The organism is Chromatiaceae bacterium (genome assembly GCA_016714645.1).
GTDB lineage: Bacteria > Pseudomonadota > Gammaproteobacteria > Chromatiales > Chromatiaceae > M0108.
Genome location: JADKCI010000002.1, coordinates 770662 through 789359, shown reverse-complemented (window position 1 = coordinate 789359; position 18698 = coordinate 770662). Strand labels below are relative to the sequence as shown.

Annotated in this window: 18 protein-coding genes, 1 tRNA gene and 2 pseudogenes; 6 read left to right on the top strand and 15 right to left on the bottom strand. The window is 65.6% G+C overall.

Going from position 1 to position 18698, the window contains the following annotated elements; genetic code table 11:
- Positions 1-16 precede the first annotated feature (16 nt).
- Both IPN92_10610 and IPN92_10605 read left to right on the top strand, forming a co-directional pair.
- Positions 17-778: a serine/threonine protein phosphatase gene (locus tag IPN92_10610; GenBank protein ID MBK8638703.1), complete on the top strand. Its 762-nt coding sequence runs from the start codon at positions 17-19 to the stop codon at positions 776-778.
- A 4-nt stretch (positions 779-782) separates the two neighbouring features.
- Positions 783-1346: a hypothetical protein gene (locus tag IPN92_10605; protein MBK8638702.1), complete on the top strand. Its 564-nt coding sequence runs from the start codon at positions 783-785 to the stop codon at positions 1344-1346.
- A 235-nt stretch (positions 1347-1581) separates the two neighbouring features.
- Here IPN92_10605 and IPN92_10600 read toward each other — a convergent pair whose 3' ends face one another.
- From IPN92_10600 to IPN92_10575, 6 genes and pseudogenes are all read right to left on the bottom strand, one after another.
- On the bottom strand, positions 1582-2733 hold the full coding sequence (locus tag IPN92_10600; protein ID MBK8638701.1) for a hypothetical protein: 1152 nt from the start codon (positions 2731-2733) through the stop codon (positions 1582-1584).
- A gap of 39 nt (positions 2734-2772) precedes the next feature.
- Complete coding sequence (locus tag IPN92_10595; protein MBK8638700.1) at positions 2773-2925, bottom strand: hypothetical protein; 153 nt, start codon at positions 2923-2925, stop codon at positions 2773-2775.
- Between the two features lie 119 nt (positions 2926-3044).
- Positions 3045-3590, bottom strand: a complete 546-nt coding sequence (locus IPN92_10590) for an IS4 family transposase (GenBank protein MBK8638699.1) — start codon at positions 3588-3590, stop codon at positions 3045-3047.
- Positions 3572-3949 (bottom strand): hypothetical protein, encoded by a 378-nt coding sequence (locus IPN92_10585; GenBank protein MBK8638698.1) that lies wholly within the window; start codon positions 3947-3949, stop codon positions 3572-3574. Before IPN92_10585 ends, IPN92_10590 begins: the two co-directional genes overlap by 19 nt.
- A gap of 115 nt (positions 3950-4064) precedes the next feature.
- Positions 4065-4601 carry a hypothetical protein gene (locus tag IPN92_10580; GenBank protein ID MBK8638697.1) on the bottom strand — a complete coding sequence of 179 codons (537 nt, stop codon included), beginning with the start codon at positions 4599-4601 and terminating at the stop codon, positions 4065-4067.
- Positions 4577-4954 (bottom strand): annotated as a pseudogene (locus tag IPN92_10575) (DUF4338 domain-containing protein). Before IPN92_10575 ends, IPN92_10580 begins: the two are co-directional and overlap by 25 nt.
- 625 nt (positions 4955-5579) lie before the next feature.
- Here IPN92_10575 and IPN92_10570 point away from each other — a divergent pair.
- The 4 genes from IPN92_10570 to IPN92_10555 all read left to right on the top strand — a co-directional run bounded on the left by IPN92_10570 (position 5580) and on the right by IPN92_10555 (position 10709).
- Positions 5580-6188 (top strand): class I SAM-dependent methyltransferase, encoded by a 609-nt coding sequence (locus IPN92_10570; GenBank protein ID MBK8638696.1) that lies wholly within the window; start codon positions 5580-5582, stop codon positions 6186-6188.
- Between the two features lie 192 nt (positions 6189-6380).
- The gene (locus tag IPN92_10565) at positions 6381-7424 is read left to right on the top strand and encodes a Fic family protein (GenBank protein MBK8638695.1); all 1044 of its coding nucleotides are present in this window, start codon (positions 6381-6383) and stop codon (positions 7422-7424) included.
- A 231-nt stretch (positions 7425-7655) separates the two neighbouring features.
- A complete protein-coding gene (locus tag IPN92_10560) occupies positions 7656-8096 on the top strand; it encodes a hypothetical protein (GenBank protein ID MBK8638694.1) in 441 nt (146 codons plus the stop codon).
- Between the two features lie 12 nt (positions 8097-8108).
- Positions 8109-10709 (top strand): DNA phosphorothioation-associated putative methyltransferase, encoded by a 2601-nt coding sequence (locus IPN92_10555; protein MBK8638693.1) that lies wholly within the window; start codon positions 8109-8111, stop codon positions 10707-10709.
- Positions 10710-11262: 553 nt separating this feature from the next.
- On the opposite strand, the gene IPN92_10550 is transcribed toward IPN92_10555, so the two are convergent.
- The 9 genes and pseudogenes from IPN92_10550 to IPN92_10510 all read right to left on the bottom strand — a co-directional run bounded on the left by IPN92_10550 (position 11263) and on the right by IPN92_10510 (position 18530).
- Positions 11263-11775 (bottom strand): hypothetical protein, encoded by a 513-nt coding sequence (locus IPN92_10550; GenBank protein MBK8638692.1) that lies wholly within the window; start codon positions 11773-11775, stop codon positions 11263-11265.
- Positions 11772-12011 (bottom strand): hypothetical protein, encoded by a 240-nt coding sequence (locus tag IPN92_10545; protein MBK8638691.1) that lies wholly within the window; start codon positions 12009-12011, stop codon positions 11772-11774. The genes IPN92_10550 and IPN92_10545 overlap by 4 nt, the downstream gene beginning before the upstream one ends.
- Before the next feature lie 53 nt (positions 12012-12064).
- A pseudogene (locus IPN92_10540) lies at positions 12065-12199 on the bottom strand (DUF1156 domain-containing protein).
- 16 nt (positions 12200-12215) lie between these two features.
- On the bottom strand, positions 12216-12662 hold the full coding sequence (locus IPN92_10535; protein MBK8638690.1) for an NYN domain-containing protein: 447 nt from the start codon (positions 12660-12662) through the stop codon (positions 12216-12218).
- Between the two features lie 225 nt (positions 12663-12887).
- Positions 12888-13985, bottom strand: coding sequence for a hypothetical protein (locus IPN92_10530; GenBank protein ID MBK8638689.1), 1098 nt, complete (start codon positions 13983-13985; stop codon positions 12888-12890).
- A gap of 572 nt (positions 13986-14557) precedes the next feature.
- Positions 14558-14633: transfer RNA gene (locus tag IPN92_10525), tRNA-Phe, on the bottom strand.
- A gap of 41 nt (positions 14634-14674) precedes the next feature.
- Positions 14675-14947 (bottom strand): oxidative damage protection protein, encoded by a 273-nt coding sequence (locus IPN92_10520; protein ID MBK8638688.1) that lies wholly within the window; start codon positions 14945-14947, stop codon positions 14675-14677.
- Positions 14948-15017: 70 nt separating this feature from the next.
- Positions 15018-16130, bottom strand: coding sequence for an A/G-specific adenine glycosylase (mutY, locus tag IPN92_10515; GenBank protein ID MBK8638687.1), 1113 nt, complete (start codon positions 16128-16130; stop codon positions 15018-15020).
- Positions 16131-16214: 84 nt separating this feature from the next.
- Positions 16215-18530, bottom strand: coding sequence for an AsmA family protein (locus IPN92_10510; GenBank protein MBK8638686.1), 2316 nt, complete (start codon positions 18528-18530; stop codon positions 16215-16217).
- Between the last annotated feature and the right edge of the window lie 168 nt (positions 18531-18698).

Genomic DNA, 18698 nt, shown 5'->3' with positions numbered 1-18698 from the left:
GGAGCGAGGCTCAATCATGACTAACCACGCCACCCCTTTGGTCGTGTTCGGTGACCTGCATGGTCACCTGGACCTGTTTGAGCGCCTGCTCGCCCACGTCGATGCGCTCTATCCCCAGGCCCGCCTGGTGACGCTGGGGGATTACGTGGACAACGGCCCCCAAATCCCGGCGCTGCTGGACCGGCTGATCGCCCTCCAGACCGCACGCCCGCAGACCTTCTTTCCTATCCTCGGCAACCACGACCTCGCCTTGTTACGGTCCTTGGGCTGGCCGGGCGACACCCCGGATCCGGCCTGGTATGAGCACTGGAGCCGCCGTTACTGGAATCCCGGCGGGGAGACGCCCGCCGCCTATGGCGCCCGGGACCTGCGCCGGTTCGAGCGGTCCTTTCCGCTGGCCCATTTCCGTTTCCTGGCCGGTTTGCCCTGGTACTATGACGACGGCGCCTATTTCTGCGTCCACGCCGGGTTGCACCCCGGCCCCCTTGCCCCACAGCGGACGCTTCTGGCGGCAAAGGCCTTGCCGCCAGACCGGCTGCAACTGCCCGATGCCATCCGTAACAAGCACCTGGCCATGCAGCATGACCCCACTTGGGAGCGGGTGGTGGTCAGCGCCCACACCCATCTGCCCGGGGTCAACCTGTATGCCGCCCCGCGCCGGGTATGTCTCTCGGCCACCGCCGATTATGGCGAGGGCCTGCTGGCGGTCGTCCTGCCCGAGCGCCGGTGCTGGAAGACCGACGGCTGGACGACGTGCGAGGTCAAGGGGGCCAGCTAAGATCATGCCACGGTTTATCCTCTACGCCTGCCCGCAGGGGCCTCTGGCGGAGCAAGTCCAGGACTATCTGGACCAGAGCCGCCGCCAAATCGGGCGCAATGCCGCCCATGCCTACCCACCCCATTGCACCCTGACGTGTTTTTTCGAGGACGACCCCCGCGTCGTCCCCGGGGACCTCCAGCGGCTGGAGCAAATCTTGCGGGAATCCTTGCCCGCCTGTCCGCACCCACCCCTCCAGGTGCGGGGGCTGAGCTTGCAGCCGGGTTGGCTGGGGCTCAACCTGGATTCACCCTGGCTTAAACAGTTGGTCGTGGCATTTGCGACCACGGCTAAGGGTGGCCGGCGGCAAACCCCCATCAAACCCAAGTCCTGGCTCCACCTGACCCTGGCCAATGGTTTCCCGTGGGCACACCAGGCCCCGCTAACGGCACTGGCCCGCGGATTGGTTAACCCCGGGGCGCCGGTCAGTTGGGAACTGCGTTATTACCAGCGCGATCCGGAGGGTGGCTGGCACTGCCATCAGGCCTGGCCCTTGCCCGGGTCACCCGCCAGGGGGCTAGCACCATGACGGCGCAAATTGCCGAGCGGCTGCGCTATCAGGGCGAGGAGCAGGCCTTATGCACCCAGCCCCTGAGCGACTATTTCGCGATGGGTGGCAACAATCCCGGCTTTGACGTGGGTTGTAGCGCGCTGTGGCGGGGTTATGTCGGGCCCTGGGAGATCAAGGCGGACCGCCTCTACCCAAACCGGGTGGTGCACCAGCGCCAGACTGTGGTCGCCTTATCGTTCCATGGGCGAGGGTCTCAGCGTGCATACTGCCAATCAGGCGAGAACCCCTGGTTGGTTGCCAGCGTGATCAACGGTCCGATCGTTTGCTGATAGGCGCGGGTCAGCTGCTCGGGGTCCAGCAGTGCCTCCGGCGACGCGAGATGCAGATCAGCCAGGTAGTCCTCCGTGAGCTTTCTGAACTGGCCCTCGGACAGGGACCGACGTGCGATCAGCAGACCCTGGTGCTGGAGGTCCACAAACGCACTGAAATAGTCCGCGCTGGGTAGCCGGTTGGACTTCGCCGAGTTGACCACGGCCGGTGCCGGGATCAGATTCCATAGCTGATCATGGGCGACGAATGACCAGGGCAGGTAGTGGTCGAGCGCGAATTTCTCCGCCATCAGAACCTCCCCGCAGTAAATGCAGCGCAGTTCCGGGCGCTCGGGATGGGCAAGGATGGCGCGCCAATACTTGGTCTGGCGGGCCAGGGTATCGCGCTTCGCGGGCGGGAACAGCTTGCTGGCAATGGCAGGGGTGGCTGGGTTGCGTCGCTGCATGTACTGGAGCCAGTGCCAAGCGGCCCAGCTCCGGATGATGGGGTAGTGGGTCTCCAGGTAGGTTGCCCAGTCGGGATGCAGGACGATGCCCGCGCAGCGGCGGTAGTCGTCGCTGTCAAACCGATAGATTGGGCGGGCGGTGAGAAAGTGGGCGTTGGTGATCGCCGGCATAGCATTCTCGAACACCATCCATGCGCCCTTGTCGACCCCGCGCAGTTGCGGTTCCAGGAAGGGGATCAACAGCCGGTACGGCACGAAGTCCATCAGCCGCGCCGCATCCTTCAGGTCGCTGGCCGCCAATGCCGCCCGCAGGGTCTGGAGGTCGTGCGCCGCCAGGTTATGACTGTCCGGGGGGGTGAGGTCCAGGGCGTCGAGCTTTTTCGCAATGGTATCCTGGGCACCGAACGAGAGCTTAAAGTAGGTGTGTGCGAACCAAGCGAGCGTCAGCATCTCGACGGTGATCTCGGCGTAGCTGTAAAGCCGGGCGGGGTCAAAGCGGTGTCGCTGCAATAGATCGAGCAGGGCTAGGAAAAAGACGAACTTGTAGGAGTTCGTGGTGTGCCGGAATAGCCCGGCCAGGGCGGCGATGTTCAGGCCCTCGCCGCCTGGGAGGCCTAGTGTTGGGATGATAGGCTCGGTGGTTGACACGCGGAACTGCCAGAAGTTGGATCAGCCGACACCAGCGTCGGTGACGTAAGCCCCGATTCTGGAAGCGATGCGTCCCCAACTGTTCTGTGGCAATCGGTTCTGCCCAGGCTTGATGTTGGCCAAAAAGATCAGACGGTGAAATTCAATACTGGCAGTTGCTTCGTCGTAGGTCATAGGACTCGGGATTTCGGTGCGCCGCCATGCCTCGCCTTTGTGGTCGCTAGCCAACGGGTTCGGAAGTATAAACTGTCCTGCCCAGCTGACCTTTACACATACTTGAGTCCATTCCTTTCTCACGAAGTATCCTCCGGCGGCGGCCGCAAATACCCCGGCGGATACTCATCGCGCCAGCTCGCCCGCTCCTCCGGGCGATAGATCAGATACCTCTCGATCGCCACGTCCAGCTTCTGCAAGCCATGCCACAGCACCTCCGTCCCCGGGTGGCCATCGGCCTTACGGCCCTGGAAGCCGCCCTTGATGGCGATCCAGCGGGTCGCCTCTTGCAGGGTGGGTGGCTGCTCGGGCAGAACGGTGGTTTGATGAAACCAGCTAAACAGCGCCTGCCATTCCGGATCCTGGAAGAACAGGGTGCAGGGGGCGTCAGGATCCATGCGGCCCAGCATCGTCAGATAGTAAATGCGCCAGGCCACCACCAGATCGATGGCCAGGCAATTCTCCAGGCGGGCCACGCAGCCCAACTGGCGCTCCTCGATCTGGCAACCGGTCTTGAGGGTGCGATGAAACACCTCGATGCCCCAGCGCGCGCCATACCAGCGCACCCGCTCCTGGGCCTCGGCCAGGGTGGTGGTGGCGACGTTGGTCAGCAACAGCCAGTCCACCCCGTCGACCCCCGGGGGCGGGCCGCTTCGCGCAGCAACACCGCCCACAGCGCCAGCGGGCTTTCTTTAAGATTCCCGGGCGGTTTGAGCGTCACCGGCCCACAGCGCAGCGCCAGCTCCGCGGTGCGCGCCGCTTGCGCGCCGCGGCGCGGCAGTACCAGGGCGAGGCGCCCCGCCACCTCCAGACCGCCCAGGTGGTCCCACAACGGGGTCAGCCCCTCAGCGCTCATCACCTGGCGCTGCCGGCCGCGGTTGGCCCGCACCAGCAGGCGCGGGCTGGCGGGATCACGCGCCAGGGCGAAGAGTTCGAACAGGTCGGCCTCGCGGTCACCGATACTCACCAGGGTGGTGTGCGGCACCTGGGGGCGATCGCCTGCAGGGTGCGGTAGGCTGCCAGCCACTTGCCGCTTTCCCGCACCTCGGGTTCCCGGCGGGTCTGATGTTGGTCGGGGTCACGCGCCCAGCACGCGGCGCTCACCACCCCAAGGGCACGCCCTCGGGGGTGAAGGCGTGGCTGTTATGCAGCACCAGGCCGACGGGGCCGCCGTCGGTCTTGTTCCCGATCGGCCCCAGCCCCGCCGTATCGGGATGGCCGGTGTAGTTGAGCGAGGTCGTGTCTTGGGGCACCAGCACCGGGGGCTGGGCGCCCATCCGGGCGATCCCCGCCTCCCGGTGGGCGCCGAGTATGACGTGCATGTTGATCCGCGGGTTGCCAAAGAAACGATAGGCCGCGACCGTCCGGGCGCGGTCGGCGCAGCGGCGGGTGAGACTCCGGGACTGGACGTCGCCCCAGAAGTCCGCGGCCAGATGATACAGGCGGTGTTTGAGACGGGCATCCCAGACTTTGAGGCCACCAAATTCTTCCTCGGTCCAGTCGGCCGGCGTACTGGGGCGCTCGGCGGGCAGCCGTGCGGGCCCCTGGCGCAGCCGCTGGCGGGCATCATCCGCCGGGGCGCACCCACAGGGGCCTTCGGTACGCCGTCCCGGCGGCCGGCGCTGTGGCCGATGCATTCCCAGCCGGCGGCGGCGTAGCAGGTGCCGGCATAGTCGGGATGGACGAAGGTCTCCAGCAGCAGGGGCCGCACGCCATAGCGGGCTTCCCAGTCCGCCGGCAAACGGCGGGCCAGCTGGCCCAAGAGATGGGAGGCCAGGTGGGGTACGCGGACCCCAGGCAGGATCAGGAAGCGGGCATTGGCGACGACCCGGGCGAGGTTACCGCGGCGGGTGGCCTCGTTCCAGCCGATCCAGTGGTCGCGATCCTGGAGGGCAAAGCTGGCCGCTTGGCAGGCGGCGGCGCCCAGGTCGCCGTGGGCGGAGCGGAAGAGGTAGCGCAGTTGGGCGCCGCACAGGGGTTTATCGCCCAGGGGTGCTGGACCATGAGTTGGTGGTAGGTGTCGCGTTCCGCGGCGGTGTCCACCACCACGAGGTCGATGGGACCCAGGGCGGCCAGGTCGCCCGTTACTTCAGCCACCGGCAGCGGCGCTGGCGCCACCGTGGCGGGTGCCGGGCGGGGCCGGCGGGAAAGGGTGTCGCCACGGGCAGCGTCACGGCGCCGCGCCGGTGGAGCTCGGCCAGCGCGCGGCGGGCGCTGCCCAGGCAGCGTTGGCCCTGGGCATTGGTCCAGCTCAGCCAGTCACACCCGTTCCGCCAGGGCGCGGCGGCTGAGGGCGGGCTCCTGACCGACGGTGGCCATGATGCGCTCGCGTAGGGGGGTGTCAAACCATTGGCCACAGACTCTCATGGCCGGGGAGCGTAGCGGCCGGGCGGCGCGGAGTCAAGTGTGTGTAGGGATCAGCCTGCCCAGGTATCTGTCGCACATAGCCTTGTCACTTGGTTCCTATTTGTGGGCGCCCCACTCTAAGACAGACGGTCTCTAGCGCCCCCGTTTTTGGCCGCTCGGGCCAAGAGTGGCCGGGGCCAGGTATTCTAGTGGCTTCGGGTCCCGCGCGGGGTCCGCCAGGTCATAATCTGCAAGCAGCAAGGACTTAAATGCATCTTCGACCCTATGATAGTGCGTCTATCGCCTATTACGAAGACCACGCTCAAGATTTCTTCGGCGAGACCGCCAGCATCGATCTGTCACCCCTGTACGCCAGATTCCTCCCCTTTGTGCCGGCCGGCGGCCACATTCTCGACGTTGGCTGTGGGTCAGGCCGTGACGTCCGCGCCTTCCGTACGTACGGCTACAGGGTCACTGGCTGCGATCCTTCACCAACCTTGGCCCGAATCGCAACCGCCCATTGCGGACTCCCGGTTCAGGTCCTGCGCGTTCAGGACATAGATTGGCACCGGCATTTCGATGGGATTTGGGCATGCGCGAGTCTGCTGCATGTGCCAGCAACCGCATTGCCCGAGGTACTGCGCCGCCTGGCCGCTGCCCTTAAGCCCGGCGGCGTGCTCTACGCCTCCTTTAAGTACGGCCAGGGCGAGCGCAAGCACGGCGGCCGGAACTTCACCGACTTGGACGAAGGGGGCCTCGCCGCGCTTTTGCGGGCGGTACCCTGTTTCAGAGAACTGGAGACCTGGACCACGGCGGACCGACGGCCGGGGCGGGAGAATGAGCTATGGCTGAATACGATCCTTGTGGCAGAAATCTAGATGCGTCAAGCGGATTCAGATCTTGGTGGTCGTCGGGCCTGACGCCTCAATCGTAGAAAGCTTTGACCCTTGACCATTTTGGGAAATCTCCCTGCTCAGTACGGAACGATATGGGTCGATCGAGGGACTATCACGACCCCTTGTCGCACAGATCAAGCGACGTCGGCACTCGACACCAATGGGCTGCAATGAATGGCCTCCAATGACACGCCTCCCTTCTCCATCTCGGCGTCGATCCTGACCTTGGTGGCGGAGATCTCCGAGCGCGTTGGCAAGGTGACGGCCACTGCTGAGGGTGCTGGGAGCCGGCGGCTACGTCGGATCAACCGCATCCGGACCATCTACGGGACTCTCGCCATCGAGGGCAACCGGCTCACTGAGGAACAGACCACGGCCATCTTGGATGGTAAGCGCGTGTTGGCACCTCCCCGGGAGATTCAGGAGGTACGCAATACCCTGCTGGCCTATGACGGCCTGCCCCAGTGGACGCCGAGCATGGGCCTTCATTTACTGGATGCCCACCGCGTCTTAATGACCGGATTGGTGGACCACCCAGGCGCCTACCGCAGCGTGGGTGTCGGGGTGATGGCTGGGGAGGCAGTGGTACACATGGCACCGCCCGCCAACCGGGTGTCCCTGCTCATGGACGATCTGCTCGGCTGGCTTGGGCGCAGCACCGACCATCCGCTGATCGCCAGCAGCGTCTTCCACTATGAGTTGGAGTTCATCCACCCCTTCGCGGATGGCAACGGACGCATGGGGCGCCTGTGGCAAACACTGCTCCTCAGCCGCTGGCGACCGCTGTTTGCGGATTTTCCCATCGCGTATCTCGTCTACGCCAACCAGGGTGCGTACTACCAGGCAATCCAGGACAGCACCAATCAAGCATCGGCCACGCCCTTCATCACGTTCATGCTGTATATGATGCGAGCGGCCCTCGAAGAACTGGAATCCGCTGCCCTGACCGAACAAGTTACCGAACAAGTTACCGAACAAGTTCGCCGGCTGCTGGGGGCACTCGGCCCAGACATCTGCCCGACGAAGAATCTGATGAACCGCCTCGGCCTGGCCCATCGCCCGACCTTTCTCTACGACTATCTACGCCCGGCCCTCGATAACCGATGGGTCGAGATGACAGATCCCGATCACCCGCGCAGTCCCCGCCAACGCTATCGCTTGACGGCGGCCGGACAGCGAGTCTTGACCTCATCACCAGAGGCTCAAGGCGCCCCATGAAGCTATTCAATGGGCAGCAGGGCCAACGTTCTGAAGGGGGAAGGGGACAGCGCGTTGGGCGCCTCGGATGATGCACAAGAGGTCAGGGCATTGTCCGGAGCCTGGGCCTTGAGGGCACGCCCGAGCTGTTCGCAGCACCGCAAGTCTACAGAATCGACTGGCCCTAACGGTGTCGCCGCGCACGTCGAGACCGCTCGTCGCCGCTCGGCGGACTGGCTGGGCCCGCGACTGGTGTTTCGTGACCGCATCGCCGGGCTCGACAGGGCTGCCTGTGCAGCCATGGAGGGTGAACTGGCCCACGCGCCCGCTTATTTGGGTGAATCAGATCGTGTAGCGGCCAGTCAGCTTCTCGATGCCGTGCGGCGGAGGCTGGCTAAGCTTGAGGAGGTAGAGCGTGCGGCTCGAATTGCGAGTTGGCAACGGCCCTATCTGGAAATGGGCGAAATTTCGGGGCTTGACCGCCGGACCTGCGAGGCATTGTTACGCACCCTGGATCAGCCGCCCTGTCCCTTGCAACCTGTGGAGCGGGCCTGGCAGCAGAACACTTCGAGCCGGCTGACCACGCATCTTGACCAGCTCGGCATCGATGATCTTGTAGCTAGAATCGAGAGCCTGTCGCAATCCATGCGTCGGACCCTGTTCGAGCGACTGTCGCGGCTCATAGCTGGCTAACACGGATCAACCTTGACCCACGCACCCGCAAAACGCGTTGGCGAGAATACCTATGTCCATATCGAGGCCCTGCGGTGGCTTGATGCAGCGATCTTGGAGCGCATCCGCTTGGCGGAGACGCTAGCTGGCATTGAGCCCGGGACTCACTACAACTTGGTCCGTATGCCTGGGGATGGCGTCATGATCGCCCTCCTGAGCTATCCCCATTTTTTCGACGACCCCTTCCCCTCCCTGGCGGCGAGCTGGTTGGTGGACCCGGAGGCCGGGACCGTGGCCCTGCGGACCTATGCGGATTCCCTTAACCCCCCGATCCTGCACCGCAAGGAGCTCTTGCTCCCGGCCGACCACCCGCGCCGGGCGGAGTTCGCGGCCCTGACCGAGGCTTGTGAGGCCATCGGTCTGTTTGACGAACCCACCCGGATCGGCTACCGCCGCCAATGGCTGGATCTGGTGCGGGAGAGGGGCTACCGCATCGCCGGTCACGCCCTAGTACCCCTGGGCAACACGGAGGGCGATGGGGATGCAGGCGACGAACCCCAGGATGCGGTCCTATTCGGCCACTGGCAGGCGGCCCGTCAGCTCACCGCCCTGGTGCGCTATGGCTTTTCGGCCCCGGTCCAATCCCTGGCCCGCTATGGTTTTCTGGACGGACGCCACCGTATCTTCGACTACGGCTGTGGGCGCGGCGATGACCTGCGCGGCTTGGTGGAGAACGGGCTAGAAGCCGCGGGTTGGGACCCCTTCTATGCCCCGGATCGGCCCCTAGCACCAGCGGATATCGTTAACCTGGGCTTCGTCATCAACGTCATTGAGGACCCGGAGGAGCGCCTCACCGCCCTGACCCGGGCCTGGTCCCTAGCGGGACGTCTGTTGGTGGTCTCGGTGATGTTGGCCAACCAGAACGACCCGCGCGGGGAGCGCTTCCGGGACGGGGTTCTGACCCGACGGGGCACCTTTCAGAAATACTTCACCCAGGCGGAGATCCACGCCTATCTGGTCGCCGCCTTGGACGAGGAGCCGATCCCGGTGGCACCGGGGGTGCTCTATGTCTTCCGCGACAAGGACGTGGAGCAGCGATTCCTGTTGGACCGTTACCGTTCCCGGCGCACCCCCTTGCGCTTTGCCGACCGACTGCGGCGCGAGCGTCCTTCCCGTTCGCCACGGGAGGCGCGGGCCCGCGGGGCCAACGCTGCCAAGAAGGGCCAGGCGCGCTACGATTCCTGCCGCGAACCGCTGGACCGGCTCTGGTCCCGGTGGCTGGACCTGGGCCGCCCGCCGGAGCCGGTCGAGATCCCGCCCGAGGATCTGGCCGCCATGACCGAGGCCTGCGGTACCCTGACCCGGGCCTTGCGCCTAATGGCGGAGCGCGGCGAGCCCCAGGACCTGGAGCAGGCCCGGGCCGCGCGGATCGCGGACCTGTCGGTCTATCTCGCCCTGATGCAGTTCGAGCGCCGCAAGCCACACCGGCACCTGGAGCCCGGGCTCCAGCGCGACATCACGGCCCTGTTCGGAGGCTATGGCGCGGCCCAGGGGGCGGGTCTGGCCCTGCTATTCCAGGTGGTGGATACCCAGGCCATCGCCGACGCCTGCCAGGCCGCGGCGGAGCACGGGCTGGGCTGGCTGATCCCGGGTGAGTCCCTGCAACTCCACGCCTGCCTGGTCGAACAGCTTCCGCCCCTGCTGCGGGTCTATGTCGGCTGCGCGGCAGTGCTTTATGGCGATTATCGCAACGCCGATCTGGTCAAGATCCATATCGGCTCCGGCAAGGTCAGCCTGATGCGGTATGAGGGGTTCGACCCCTTGGCCCTGCCGCGGATGATCGAGCGGGTCAAGGTCAAGCTCCGGGAGCAGGACATCGACTGGTTTTCCTACGGGGAGGACTCAGGCTATGCGCCGCCGTACCTGTTCCACAAATCCCGCTATCTCAACGAGGAGTTCCCGAGCTACCCGGAGCAAGTCGCCTTCGATGAAGCCCTGGACGCCTTGAACCTGTGCAACCTTTCTGGCTACGGGCCGGACCCCCGTGCCTTTGATGCGGTCATGACCGGGCGACGCTGGGATGTCCAGGGGTACGAGCTGATCCGCTCCCGGATTCAGCCAGACCTGGACGCCCCCTGCGGTCGCTTCCTCACTTATCGTCGGCTCATCGAGTGCGGCGAGACTCAAGACAGGGCTGGTCTGCCCAACCTGCCCCGCAACCCGGATAGTTACTCCGCCTTACTGGACCTGGCGACCGAGATCCTCGACCCGGTGATCGATTGGTTTGGCATGGTGCGGTTGACCTATGGGTTCTGCTCCGCTGAACTGGCAAAGGCCATCCCTGGGCGCATTGATCCCCGCCTGGACCAGCATGCCGCCCATGAGGTCAATCGCCTGGGCAGGCCCATCTGCCCGCGCCTGGGTGCGGCGGTGGACTTCATCGTGGACGATGAGGACATGCGCGAGGTGGCCCGCTGGGTGGCGGCCAATACCGCCTTCGACCGGCTCTATTTCTACGGTACCGACCTGCCCATCCATGTCAGCTACGGGCCCGACCACAGCCGTCAGATCGTAGAGATGCGCCCGACCGCTGCCGGGCGGCTGGTGCCGCGGGTAGTAGCCAATCTCGGCTAGCGCTGCTCTACGGAACAAACAAATACCAGGTGCGCGCCAGTTATTATGAAAACCAGGGCATTAGATATGGCCAGGCTGGGAGTAGCGGTCACTTCATCCTAGCGGCCGAGTCATTTACCCCTATTCTGCACACAGTAGGCCCCGTTCCGATAGTAACCGGGCGGACAGACGCTGGACTCCCGCGGGATGGCCGGTTTCGGATTGTCAGCCACCGGCACGCAATAAGCGCCGTTCCTGGCATACCCCGGTGGGCAAACGCTGGACATGCGCGGAATGGGCGGGGGGTCACTGGCGTAACCATTCGCCATGGTGATGAAGCCCGCCGCACCTAACACCCATAATGCTTTCATTGTCCGGCTCCACTCTGTATCCGCCACCACTGCTGTCGGGATCAGATACCCCCCCGTTTCTGAGCCCGCGCCGATTTTCAGGCGCCCTGACCCTTTGGCATCATGCCGCCGGGATCACCATCAGTTTCGGGCGGCTCTTGTTGCTATTGCCCCGGGACCCATCCCCTCGTACCCACCAACCCTGTCGGTGCCCTCCTGCCCGGTCAGTGCAGCGTACCCCCGTCGGCTACCGCCCCCAACAGCCCCCCGAACCGCCCTTCCAGTTGGTCCCCGAACATAAACTCGACCTGCCCAAAGGTCCGTTTCTTCTTGGAGATGCCCTTCGGCTTGAGGTTGGCCTGGGCGAGCCAGATGCCGTAGGCGGTCTCCAGGACGAAGGCCGCGGCGTCGATGCGGTAAGGGCTGGCCCCGATCGAGCCGTATTTCTGGATGATTTCCCCGTGGCGGTGTAGCTTGTCCTTCGGCAGTGCCCACGCCTCCATGATGGTGAAGACGAAGTGCGCCTGCGTCTGCTCGGCGGCCAGCCGGATCGCCGCGGCCGAGCTGTCCTTGGCGCGGTCGTCCCGCGTGTCGATCAGGACCGGCAGGATCCGCCCGGTCTCGAAATTGCCGACGAACGCGAAGGCCTGCAGCGACTCCCCGGACTCCAGGATCGCGCGCGCCTTGTCCACCAGGGGTGTCACGACCTCCAGGTACTTGGGGGGCATGGCGGTCATGCGCCGCCCCGCCTGCCGACGGCCAGGGCGTACTCCTGGTCCTGGCCCGTCCCGGTGTCGGCCTGGGGGTCCAGCCGCCGGATGCCGGCGGGCATCAGGCAGAGCAGGTGCCGCCCGAAGAAGTCGCCCTCCAGGCTGTTGAGCCGATCGCGCGGGTCCGGGTCGTTGATTTCCAGGCCCTGGCGACCGAGCAGCGCATCCTCCAGCGTGACCTGGCCGGCCTCGGTGGCGCTCATCCTGGCCAACCGGTCCAAGGCGTCCCGCAGGTAATAGACGGCGTCCCTGCGGCCCGCGCCGCCCACCACGGATGCAGGGTGGAGGGGTGGCCATGGCGGAGGGACTTCTCCCGCGCGGCGGCGACATTGATGGCGTCCAGCGGGAGCGCGACTTCGATGAGTTTCTTGGGGGTCTTGACGGGGGTCATGGGTTATTCCTAATTCCTATCGCCAGGTGGCCGGGCGGTGGAGGATAAAACCGTCGGCTCGCTGCACCTGGACCGGGAGTTGGCTGTGACGAAAGGCGGTTTCGTTGATGATGAAGTGGCCCGAGGCGGCCTGGATCAACTGGTGGGAGCGCCGCTTCGGGGGCAAGGCGATGACGATCCTCTTGCGCGGAAAGCGGGCACATACCTGGCTTACAGGCGTGGTGAGATCGCTATCGCCCGAGACCAGCGGTGCGGTGTCGAAGCGATCTTCGAAAGCATCAGCCAGCAGTTGCACGGCGATATTCACGTCGTTACGCCCCGCTGAAAAAGGGGCCAAAGCCGCCTTGACAGAGGTAGGCACCCCGGATAAATTAATTTTCGCTAACCCCGCTGGAGATCGTATCTCCGGCCCAACGCCTCCCCCGTGGAGGCGTTTCTTTTGGTACCTCGCCCAATCGCTCATGGCGTCCCCTCTGCCGATACGGCCCTTGCCAGTAGTTGGCCCAAATCCAGATTGATACACGGCCGCAGGTATCGCCGTTGCCGGTGGGGAGGCACCCCCCCCCCGCCCGGCTGGTCACGGGCGCCGCGTGCGGGTACACAAAGCTGGCGTGCAGCGCCATAAGCAACATCCATGGAAAACCTGGTTACTTAAGGGGGGTTAGCTGCCTACCCGCCACCCTTCCCCCTAATCATCATCCCCAATCGTCCCCAGCCCCGACCCATCCAACAGCGTCGCCCCGCTCGGGCCGCTCAGATTGGCGTAAAAGGTCTCATTCCCCTCCTTAACCCGGTCCCCCCGCACCGCGACGCTCACCGTCCGCGCCAACTGGCCCGCCGGGAAGGTCAGCACGCCGCTGGTGGCGACGTAATCACTGCCGGCCTGGGCGGTGCCATTGGCAGTGGCGTACTTAACCGTCACGGCGGCGCTACTGGCGCGCGCTAGGCTGACCTTAAACAGGGCATTCTGGGTGCCGCTATGGCCCTCGGTGAGGGTGACATCCGCAATGGTCAGGACCGGGCCATCGTCATTGAGAATCGTCCCTTGGCCCTGGGCATCGGCCAGGTTGGCACCCGAGGCCTGCTTGAGGTTGACGAAAAAGACCTCGTTGCCCTCCCGCACCGGGTCGCCCGTGACGCCGATCGCCAGCGTCTTGCTGGTCTGGCCCGGCGCGAAGGTCACCCAGGCGCGGGCGGTGGTGAAATCCGTCTCGGCCTGGGCCGTCCCCGGGGCGGTGGCGTATTTCACCGTCACCGGTTGCGCGCTCGCCGGGCTGAGGGTCAGGGTGTAGGGCGTGGTGCCGCTCTGGCCCTCGGCGCGGGCCACGTCGTTGATGCGCAGATTCTGGGCCACGGCGGCGGTGGGCACGATGAGATCGGCGAACACCGGCAGGTGATCCGAGGCCAGCGCGCACAGGGTCGCGGCGAGCGGCACCCCGACCAGGGGCAAGCAGCCCGGAAGTCCCTCGTCGGCGCAGTCATAGACCTGGGTATCCGGGCCGCGCCGGGTCAGGGTGGGGCTGGTCACCAGGTAGTCGATGCGCCGCCCCGACACCGGGCGGGTGGCGTCGTTGCCATCCAGTTGCAGCGCCGGGAGGACGCTGCCGCCACCGGCCAGGTAGGCGAAGGGGTTATTGGCGAGCCCGGCCCCGGCCAGCAGCGCCCGGATATCCGCCCCCACCACCAGGCCGGAGGGGAGACCGCTGGGGACGCTGGTAAAGCGGTCCGGGTACAGGGGGAGATCGCCGCTATCGGCATTCATATCGCCGAGCAGTATCAGGGGCACCCCTCTTCGACTGCCTGAGCGCCATGGATCGTTTCGCAGGGAGCAGCAGGGGGCCCTATCCCCCTTCATCCTGTAGATGGCGACCCCCCCGGGCCAAAGCGGCCTGAACGTGAACGACCCGAACCTCAGTAGCGACTGCGGCTGACCCCTGGGCGACTGCAGTGAGCTGCAGATCGTCGGCATGATGCACATCGGACTCACGCAACTGGACCCGTCAATGGATGCCGGCCTGGATGCACTTACCCGCAAGCAGTCTCCGGTCTATGAGCCCCTGCTGGGCGGACGCATCTCCTAACCCTGGAGTTGTTTTGTTGATGGCCATTTTGGCCATCCACGCCAAATCCTCGCGCGCGGAAAACAAAGTGGGTTATCGAATCGATAACCCACAAAAAGCCTCGCCTCGCCACCACCCGCGCAAAAAGAAACCCGCCAAGGCGGGTTTCTTTTTGGCCAGGCTTCGACCTGGTTGCCTTCGCCGTCCATCCCTCAGCACAATTTCAGCACACTGAAGGACAAAAACGAGGCCTTTCCAGCGAGGCTACACGCCTCAGACGCTCCTAACTGCTTGATTTTGGTGCCCAGGGACGGAATTGAACCGCCGACACGAGGATTTTCAGTCCTCTGCTCTACCAACTGAGCTACCTGGGCTTGCGCGAACGGGCATATTAGACCGGACCCCCGGGATTTCGTCAAGCCTGGGGTGGTCGGTAATCCGGGGGCGGGGCGACGCCGGCGCCAAAGAAGAAGCTGTCCATCTGTTCTTCAAGGAATTTTCGGGACTTGGGGTCCATGGGGCTCAGGCGGTTTTCGTTGATGAGCATGGTCTGGTGGCGGAGCCAGTCTTGCCAGGCTTGCCGGGAGACCTGCTCGAAGACCCGCTTGCCAAGTTCGCCGGGATAGGGGGGACGGTCCAGACCTTCGGCCTCGCGGCCGAGCTTGACGCAATTTACCATTCGAGTCATGAAGAAGGAGCCTCGGTGATTAACAGGTTGAATGATTGAATGTTCTTAGCCGACTCGCGGGTAGCTGCTCCTACGGGGTCCCGGCCAATGCCAGCCCCTCGCCGCTGATTTCCCGCAGCAGGCGGTCCACTGGGGAGGGCAGGCCGATGGCAAGGGCAACACCCGGGGTATGCCAGATCAGGCCATCCGTCTCTGCCACCCGAGCGGGCCAGGTTGCCAATTGCAGCCGCAGCGGCTGTATCTCGAGTTTGAAGTGCGAGAAGGTATGACGGCGGGCCGGGAGTTTTTCAACCAGTTCCGCCTCGACGCCCAGATGGGCACGGCACCAATCCAGGGGGTTCTCGGTGATCTGGCACTCGGGCAGGCTCCAGAGCCCGCCCCAGATACCGGTCGGGGGGCGCCGTTCCAGCAGCACCTCGCCCTGGGGGTTGTGCAGGATCAGGAACCAGGCCGCGCGGCTGGGCAGGACCTGGCGGGGCTTGGGATGGGGATAGGCCGTGGCCTGACCCGCGGCATGGGCCCGGCAATCCGCCACCAGCGGGCAGCGCACGCAGGCGGGGTTGGCGCGGGTACAGACCGTGGCCCCCAAATCCATCATGGCCTGGTTGTAATCGCCGGGGCGCTCGACGGGGGTGAGTGCCTCCGCCAGGCCCCAGAGCTGGGCGAGCACGGGGCCCTGCCCCGGCCAGCCAGGAATGGCCTGGTACCGGGCCAGGACCCGTTTGACGTTGCCATCCAGGATGGCATGACGCTGGCCACGGGCCAGGGACAGGATGGCGCCGGCGGTGGAGCGGCCAATCCCGGGGAGGGCCTGGACCGCGTCCAGGGCCGGGGGGAAGTCGCCACCATGGCGATCCTGGAGCAGGCGCGCGGCGCCATGGAGGTTGCGGGCCCGGGCATAGTAGCCAAGGCCGGACCAATAGCCGAGCACCTCGTCCACCTCGGCCGTCGCCAGATCCGCCAGCCGGGGGAAGCGGGTCATGAAGCGCTCGAAATAGGGGGTGACCGTCGCGACCTGGGTCTGCTGGAGCATAATCTCGGAGACCCAGACCCGGTAGGGGCTGGGGTCGCGCTGCCAGGGCAGATTCTTGCGGCCATGGCGGTCGAACCAGGCGAGGACGCGCTGGGCGAAGTCGCGGGGAGCGCTCAGGGCATCGCCTGGTGCGCCGGGGCCCTCACCCATCCCGGTCGCCACAACCGGCCCCGGGGATGGTGAGGCCATCTCCGACCCTCACGCAGGGGACAGCCCCTAGGCACGGGCCGCTTCTCAGCGTCCCAGCAAGGACTTCAAGCCCTTTTCCAGGCCCCGGATACCGGTGCGTTCCTCCAGTTGCTGGAGGCGGTTACCCTCGCCGCGATCCAGTTCCTGTTCCAGGCGCCTCCTCGCCATTTCCTTGACCACGGGAGCGGGGTCGAGACGCCACTCGGGAAACTGGAGACTGCCACTGACGTGAATGGGGATGGGGATGCCTTCGAGCTCCTTGATGGGACGATCCGCGGGCGCACTGACCACCCGGGCCTCGATGTCAAAATCCACTTCGTCCTGGGGCAGGTCAATACGACCCTTGCCCTTGGCCTGGAAGTAGCCGGAGTTGGCCTGGAGATCCTGGGTGGCGATGATCCCCCGCTCGATCCGGGCCGTAGCCTGTAAGTCGCTGAACTCGGTTTGTTCCGGCCCGTCCGCCTTGGGCGGGCCGGCCTGGCCCCGAATCCCCGCCTCGGCGCGCTGGACAGCCCGCTCCAGATCGAAGCCCTGCAGGTAGCCCTTGGCGACCTTCAGGCTGGCCTGGCCGGACAGAGCCTGGACCATTGCTTCCTGGGACCCGCCCCGGGTGCTCAGATCGACCACCAGGTTGCCGGTGCCGGTCAGGCGTCCCGCGCCCTTCAGGTCGCGCAGCAGGTCACCGATACTGACCGCCTCCGCCTGCTGGTTCAGGGTCAACAGGGGCGGGGCCTGGGTGACGTCAATGTTCACCTGGCCTTGCAGCTTGCCGGCATAGAAACGCCCGACCTGCTCCTCCAGGCGGAACTGGCCGTCTTGGCTGATGAAACGGCCATTGAAGTCGCCAAAAGTCAGACCCCGGAAGCGCAACTGGTTGATGCGGAGTCGGCCGTGGGCATTCAGGACCCGCAGCACGGCGACCGGGTCCAGCTTTAGAGCCAGCCCCGGCACGGGAGCGGGGGCGGCGAGGGCCTCGGCGACCAGCAGCCTCAGCAACCAGGGCGCGCGGGCGGGACCGGGGGCCGCCGGGGCGCCCGAGCTGGCGACCAGGGCGGTCGCGGCTGGCGCCGGCGGCAGATAGGCATCGAGATCGAGCTGATCCATCCGCAAGTCGAACTCCTGACCCGCGGCCAGTCCCGGCAGCCAGGACCAGGTCCCGCTGACCCGGCTCTTATCCAGGGTCATATCCAGGCCTTTCAGGTCGAACCGGTCCGCCGCCCATTGCCAGTCGGAGCGCAGGGCGAGCAGGGTCAGGGCGGTGGGGTCGGTCATAACCGGCGGCTTCAGGCCCTGATCCGCCAGCCAGGCGCGGGGATCGAAGGCGTCCAGAACCAGGCGACCCTGGTACCGGGGACCCACATGGAGCTGGGTAGCGGCGGCATCACCGGTCAGCCTGAGCTTGCCGCTCTCCAGGACCACGCCGCGCAGGGCCAGGGTCTGGGCTTCGTTATCGAGATCCAGATCCGCCTGGCCATTGATTTGCAGTGGCTTGGCCTGGAAGACCCCGCCGCTCAGGTCCAGCCGCAACTTGAGCCCAGGGAAAGCATAGGTCCGAGCATGCAGATCGCCTCCTATCGTCCCCGCCAGGTTGCCGTTCAGCCTGGCGCCATCCGCCAGGGCCAAGCCCTCCAGCCGCAGGGTGAAGGGGGTCGCCGCCAGGGTACGGCCATCCGTGGGCAGTTTGAGGCTGGCCTCCAGGATCAGATGGGCATCGCTATCCATCCCCTGCCCCGCCAGGTTGCCCGCAAGGGTCAGCGCCAGCGGCGCCGCCAGATCGAGTTGGGGAATCGCCAGACTGAGATCCTTCAAGATAAGCAGGGACCCACTTTCCTGATCGTCCCAGTTCAGTTGCACGCCGGCGAGGGCGATGCCTTCACCGGTGCCGTCCGGGAGCGGCGGCGCGGCCGGCGCGGCCGCCAGGCTCGGGCCGCGGGGCGTCACGGCCAGGGGGGGTTGAGCGGCAGGCTTGCCGCTGGCCAGATCCCCCCAGTTGGCGCGGCCATCCGGGGCGCGGATCAAGTTAAGGGTCACCCCGGTACCCAGCACCTCGCCCAGTTCGACGCGTCCCCGCAGCAGGGGCAAGAATTTCAGCCGGGCCTGCACCTCCTGGATGCGCGCGAAGGGCTCGTCCCCAAAACCCGCGGGCTGGGACAGGCTCGCCTCCCGTACCTCCACCCCGATCCAGGGGAACAGGGACAGCCCCAGATCACCCCTCAAGGTCAGTTGCCGGCCGGTGGCCTTCCCGACCCAGGCACTGATTTCGCCCTTGTAATCATTGGGATCGACGAAAAAGTGAACCCCCGCAATCAGGGCCACCGGGATCAGCAGCAAGGTCAGCAGGATTTTCAGGAGTCGTTTCATGGCAAGGGCCGAGTAGGTGGCTGGCGCCTGTTAGGGAGTTTTTGGGTTTCACAACCCTACGGGAATGTGACCCGAGGGTCTGACCGGCAAGGCGCCGATGCGAGTGAAAGCAGGCTGGTAGAGAGCAGGAGGGCGAAGGGAATTGGAGCGGGTGATGGGAAACCCCTC